The 5,554-nt window shown below is 66.1% G+C and carries 8 protein-coding genes; 4 read left to right on the top strand and 4 right to left on the bottom strand.

Going from position 1 to position 5,554, the window contains the following annotated elements:
- Positions 1-432: 432 nt before the first annotated feature.
- The 4 genes from AC1DU6_RS18845 to AC1DU6_RS18830 all read right to left on the bottom strand — a co-directional run bounded on the left by AC1DU6_RS18845 (position 433) and on the right by AC1DU6_RS18830 (position 2,572).
- On the bottom strand, positions 433-555 hold the full coding sequence (locus AC1DU6_RS18845; RefSeq protein ID WP_457323136.1) for a hypothetical protein: 123 nt from the start codon (positions 553-555) through the stop codon (positions 433-435).
- A gap of 223 nt (positions 556-778) precedes the next feature.
- Positions 779-1,000: an anti-sigma factor family protein gene (locus tag AC1DU6_RS18840; protein ID WP_477858856.1), complete on the bottom strand. Its 222-nt coding sequence runs from the start codon at positions 998-1,000 to the stop codon at positions 779-781.
- Positions 997-1,554 (bottom strand): sigma-70 family RNA polymerase sigma factor, encoded by a 558-nt coding sequence (locus tag AC1DU6_RS18835; RefSeq protein ID WP_057298846.1) that lies wholly within the window; start codon positions 1,552-1,554, stop codon positions 997-999. Before AC1DU6_RS18835 ends, AC1DU6_RS18840 begins: the two co-directional genes overlap by 4 nt.
- A 91-nt stretch (positions 1,555-1,645) precedes the next feature.
- Positions 1,646-2,572, bottom strand: coding sequence for a LysR family transcriptional regulator (locus tag AC1DU6_RS18830; RefSeq protein ID WP_457325499.1), 927 nt, complete (start codon positions 2,570-2,572; stop codon positions 1,646-1,648).
- Positions 2,573-2,688: 116 nt separating this feature from the next.
- Between AC1DU6_RS18830 and AC1DU6_RS18825 the strand changes: the two genes are divergently transcribed.
- The 4 genes from AC1DU6_RS18825 to AC1DU6_RS18810 form a co-directional block, all read left to right on the top strand.
- On the top strand, positions 2,689-3,999 hold the full coding sequence (locus tag AC1DU6_RS18825) for an NAD(P)/FAD-dependent oxidoreductase (protein WP_457325498.1): 1,311 nt from the start codon (positions 2,689-2,691) through the stop codon (positions 3,997-3,999).
- A 13-nt stretch (positions 4,000-4,012) separates the two neighbouring features.
- A complete protein-coding gene (locus AC1DU6_RS18820; protein WP_477858853.1) occupies positions 4,013-4,795 on the top strand; it encodes a 3-hydroxybutyrate dehydrogenase in 783 nt (260 codons plus the stop codon).
- 38 nt (positions 4,796-4,833) lie between these two features.
- A complete protein-coding gene (locus AC1DU6_RS18815) occupies positions 4,834-5,298 on the top strand; it encodes a cupin domain-containing protein (RefSeq protein WP_457323975.1) in 465 nt (154 codons plus the stop codon).
- Positions 5,299-5,350: 52 nt separating this feature from the next.
- Positions 5,351-5,554: patatin-like phospholipase family protein (locus AC1DU6_RS18810; RefSeq protein ID WP_477858850.1), on the top strand; the 204-nt coding region annotated here is incomplete at its 3' end.

Below are 5,554 nucleotides of genomic sequence, written 5' to 3'. Positions count from 1 at the left end.
TTGGTGAGGTACAGGGTCGACACCGGGCCAGCGTAGGCCGGGGCCACCATGGCGGCGGTTGCTGCGGCCGCCAGCAGGGCAAGGGCGGATTTCCGGAATCGAATCATGGCTTCTTTCTTTCTGAGTTGGAGACTGGAGTTCAGGGCAAGCAGGGCAGCAACGTGGACCAACGCGCCACTGCGCCGGGCAAGTCCGAGCGGTTGCAGACCTCGCCGACTCGGCCACGCAACGGCGGGTAGAGCGATTCCGGGAAACGCACGTGTCGCTACTTGGGGATACGCAATCGCCTCGGATGGAGCGTGAAGGCGCTTGGTTTGGTCCGCCGACGGGCCTAGTCCTTACTTGGCGAGATGCCCCTTGAACCGGTGACGCACGTGCATGTAAGGCGCCCGCGCCCCTCGCGACTACGCGGGGCAGGCTGCCGCTCTGTCGTCAGCCTTCGACGAGAAGTGCATAACGTGCACCTTCTACGTCGTTAGCTTTGGCGTCGAGCGGCCGAGGACCGCCGAGGCGGCTCGCTCCGCCGAGCAGCAACCAAAGCTTCTGCACCTGCATCCACAGCTCCTGCGCTGAGTTGGAGGACCTCGGTGGCGGGCTGGCTGCGGCGGACCGGTGTCGGGTAGGGTCGCGCTCACGCTGAGGTCGGCATCAGGTCCGCACCCGCTTCTTGGCGCGTACTCAATGCCTACTGGAACCAGCGCGTGAAGCACACGGCCCCCATGGGGCCGGCGCAAGTTGAGCTAACAGCAACTACGGGCTTATGCGCCGCAGCGTGCTCCTACTCGATGATCGCCTCGTCATCTCCAGTCTCGCTGTGCTTGCGCCAGGCACGAGTCGCGCGTCGCATCAAGTTGAGCTGGGCGACGAAGCGCGCGCAGGCGAAGCAGACCCGCACATGCAGTTGCAGGGCCAGGCGGTCGTTGGCCGGGATTTCATGGTCTTCGTCTTCCAGCAGCAGGCGCGCGGCTTCGCGGCAGGTGAGCGTGTTCTTGAGGCTCATGTGGCCACCTCGTCGAACCAGCGCATCTGCAGGCAATCCCGTAGCCTCATGCGCGCGCGGTGCAGCAGCACCCACAGGTTGGCGGACGTGATGGCCAGTTCGCGGCAGATTTCGTCGGACTCCAACTCCAGCCACTCGCGCATCATGAACACGCGGGCCTGCGTGGGCGGCAAGTGCTCGCAGCAGACCTGCAGCACCTCGAAGAACTGCTTCTGGCAGCAGGCGGCATCAGGGTCACCCCAGTCGCGCGGCGCCTCGCGCCAGTGGCCGTCGGCTTGAAATAGGTCGTCGAACAGGTCCTCGCCGTCCTCGCCAACGAGCACCGTCGCCTCACGGGTGTTGCGGCGCAACTGATCAACAAGCTTGTGCTTGAGGATGCCGATAAGCCAGGTCTTGAGCTGGGACTGGCCACCAAAGGACTGCGGGCGCTCCAGTGCGGCGAGCAGGCACTCAGACACCGCGTCCTCGGCCCATGCATCGTTTCTCAACTGAGCCCGCGCGAACCTCAGCAGATGAGGGCGCAGGCCTTCAACCTGGAGCGCAAAGTCGGTCATGGTGTCCCATGGCAATCGCGATGGCTCAGTTTACAAAGCGCCGCCTTGCCGGCAGCTTGCCGAACGGTCGCGGAACCGTCGAGGAATGGTTCTAGGGGGGCAGCCCGGCCCGCCCCTCCTCCCAGCTGTGGTTCACGAGCGAATCAATGACGGCCTGTTGCGCTGGGCTTGTGGGACGCTCGGCCTGGGTCAGCACGGCGACCTCGCGCACGATGGGCACGTCCGACATGGTTACGTACGCTAGCCGAGCGGCCCGGGCGATGGAGATGGGCATGAAGGCGACGCCGAAGTTGGCTCTCACCAAAGCCTGTATCCAGTCCTCGCGGGATGACTGCTGCACCACTTCCAGCCGTACGCCGCGATCGCGCAGCAGCCGCTCGATGTAGGTCGAGAACTCGCACATCACACGCTCGCAATAGCGCTCACGGTTGAGCTCCACCATCTCCACACTGGTGCGGCCGCTGAAACGGTGGTCGTCGCCGATGGCCAGCACGTAGTCCTCACTGAACAGCGGCGTGGTGGCGAAGCGCTTGGGGATCTCATAGGGCGAGCACATGATGCCCACGTCAACATCGCCCTGATCCAGCGCGTCGGTCAGCGCCTCCAGGTTGCCCTCGCGAAAGCTCAGTTCCACCTCGGTGCGGCCCTCCTGGCTCTCCACGAAGCCCGGCAGCACCTGGTGGAAGTCGATGGTGCACATGACGCCTACGCGCACCACCTCGCGCTGCACGCGCGTGAGGCGCCTGGCCTCTTCGCGGGCGTGGTTGGCCGTCTCGTAGATCTGGCGGAAGTTGGGCAGCATGCCCCGACCCAGCTCGGTGAGCTGCACCGAGTTCTTGGTGCGGTCGAAGAGCCGCCCGCCAATGGCCTCCTCCAGCCGCTGTATGGCCTTGGTGAGCGCCGGCTGCGACACGAAGGACCGCTCCGACGCACGCGTGAAGTTCAGCGTGTCGGCCACGGCGAGGAAATAGCGGATCTGGTAGAGCTCCATGCGCACCTCGGTCGAGGACGGACGCAAAACCTTTCAGTGAAAAAGCACGTCGTCGATAACCGCCGCCGATGGCGCGATGAATTGTTGCGATTTCCGCGCCGGGGGCCCGGTTCCTAAGCTTCTCCCCGTTGACGAGCAAGCCCATGAACACCCCCACCCAACCCCTCAAGACCCTGGTCATCGCCGGCGGCGGCTTTGCCGGCACCACGCTGGCCCGCCGCCTGGAGGCGCAGCTGCCGCCGGGCTGGCAGCTCGTGCTGCTCAGCGAAGAGAGCTACACCACCTTCAACCCCATGCTGGCCGAGGTGGTGGGGGCGGCCGTGTTCCCTGAGCACGTCATCGCGCCGATCCGCGAGATGCTGGTCACGACCCGCTTCATCATGGGGCGCATCGAGCGTGTCGACCACACGGCCAAGACCCTCAGCTGCTCCACGCTGGCCGGCCCGCTGGAGATGAGCTTCGACCATCTGGTACTGGCTTTCGGTCAGCGCGCCAACCTCAACATCATCCCGGGCCTGGCCGAGCATGCGCTGCCGCTCAAGCTGGTGGGCGACGCGATGCACATCCGCAACCGCCTGCTGCAGCGCCTGGCCCACATCGAGCTGAGCCACAACAAGGCGCATCGGCGCTCGCTGGGCCACTTCGTCGTCATCGGCGGAGGTTTCTCGGGCGTCGAGGTGGCCGGTGCCGTGGTGGACTTCATCCGCAGCGCACTGCGCTGCTATCCCCGCGTGAAGGCCCACGAGCTGCGCGTCTCGCTGCTGCACGACGGCGACCGACTGCTGCCGGAACTGCCGGCCACACTGGGCATCTCGGCCGCCAAGTCGCTTGCGGAGCGCGGCGTGGACGTGCGCCTGGGCGCGCGTGCTGCCAACGTTGACGCCTATGGCGTTGACCTGGCCAGCGGCGAACGTCTGCCGGCCGCCACCGTCGTCTGCACCATCGGCGCACGCAGCAACCCATTGGTAGAGCGCCTGGGGCTCACGACTCTGCGTGGCCGCATCGTGACCGACCCCGATGGGCAGGTGCCTGAGCGGCCTGGCCTTTGGGCCCTCGGCGACTGCGCCGCCACCCTCAACCTGGCCGACACCCAGCTCTGCCCGCCGACGGCGCAGTTCGCTGTGGCCCAGGCCGAGCAACTCGCGCGCAACCTGCTACGCCATATCGCCGGCCAGCCAACCCGCCCCTTCAACCATGTGTCGCGCGGAATGATGGCAACGACCGGCCATCACCGCGGTGTGGCACAGGTCTTCGGCATCAAGCTCACCGGGCTACCTGCATGGCTGCTGTGGCGGGCTTACTACCTCATGCGCATGCCCACGCCGGGCCGCAAGGTGCGCATCTGGGTCGAGTGGACCTGGAGCCTCTTCTTCCCTGCCGACGTCACTCATCTGCGCTTCACGCGTACCGCGGACGTTGATACGCCACCGCCTGCCCAACCCACGAATCACTAGGAGCACTCGCATCATGTTCATTGGCAAGACCGCCCTCGTCACGGGCTCGACCTCAGGTATCGGCCTGGGCATTGCGCGCACCCTGGCCGCCCAAGGCGCCAACATCATCCTCAACGGTTTTGGCGACGCTGCCGCGATCGCAACGCTGCGTGCCGACCTAGCCGAGCAGTACGACGTGCAGGTGCGCTACGACGGCGCGGACATGAGCCGCCCCGAAGCCATCGAAGACATGATGGGCAAGGCCCTGTCCGAGTTCGGCTGCATCGACCTGCTCGTCAACAACGCCGRCATCCAGCATGTAGCGCCGGTGGACGAATTCCCCGTCGACAAGTGGTACGCCATCCTGGCCATCAACCTGTCGGCCTGCTTCCACACCACGCGGCTGGCRCTGCCGGCGATGAAGAAGAAGGGCTTCGGGCGCATCGTCAACATCGCCTCAGCACATGCGTTGGTCGCCAGCCCCTACAAGTCGGCCTACGTGACGGCCAAGCACGGCGTCGCCGGCTTTACCAAGACGGTGGCCCTGGAAGTGGCCGAGGGCGGCATCACGGTCAACGCCGTCTGCCCCGGCTATGTGCTGACACCGTTGGTCGAGCAGCAGATCCCCGGCACGGCCAAGGCTCGCGGCATCAGCCCCGAGGAGGTCGTGCGCAACGTGCTGCTGGCTGCCCAGCCCACCAAGAAGTTCGTCACCGTCGAGCAGGTCGCCGCCCTTACGGCCTTCCTTTGTTCCGACGACGCCGCCTCCATCACTGGCGCCATCCTGCCCATCGAAGGCGGCTGGACGGCGCAGTAAGCCCGGGCTCAGMCCACCCACCCCCACGGAGAACTCCCATGCAAAAACTGACCCTCATTGCCATCACCGCAATCGCCTTCGCCGGCGTCGCCCATGCCGGCGAATGCCCGGCCGACAAGCTCGCCGCCAACGCGCTGCAAGGCGCGGCCACCGCCCCGGTGGGCGTGACCGACACCGAGCTGGCCTCGATCGACCTGTCCAAGGAGAACGTCAAACTCGATCAACGCCGCCTGCGCATGCGCCACATGACCATCGCCCCCGGCGGCGTCGTGCCCCTGCACAGCCACGAGGACCGGCCTGCGCTCATCATGGTCAACAGCGGCGAGATCTACGAATACAGCAGCAAGTGCAGCGTGCCCATCCTGCACAAAGCCGGCGATATCGCGCGCGAGTTCCTGGGCACCAAGCACTGGTGGAAGAACGTCGGCGCGGCGCCGGTGGAGCTGACCATCGCCGACGTCGTCAACGACAAGAAGCCGACCACCATGGAAAAGATGATGTAAGGCCGCGGCCACCGCCCACGACCCTGTCCAGCAACCCAAGAAGAGACGCCCGATGAACGCCACCACGACCTCCACCGTCAAGGCTCGCAAAGCCCGCACAGCACCGCCATCGGAGCAGCACGGCCTGCCCGGCCAAGTGGTGCTGGTATTGCAGGGGGGCGGTGCCCTGGGCGCCTATCAGGTGGGGGTCTACCAGGCGCTGCATGACGCTGGCATCGAGCCCGACTGGGTCATCGGCACTTCCATCGGCGCCATC

It is taken from the genome of Roseateles sp. P5_B10 (assembly GCF_056400485.1).
The sequence above is the reverse complement of the archived record's forward strand: the minus strand, read 5'-3'. Positions and strand labels throughout refer to the sequence as shown.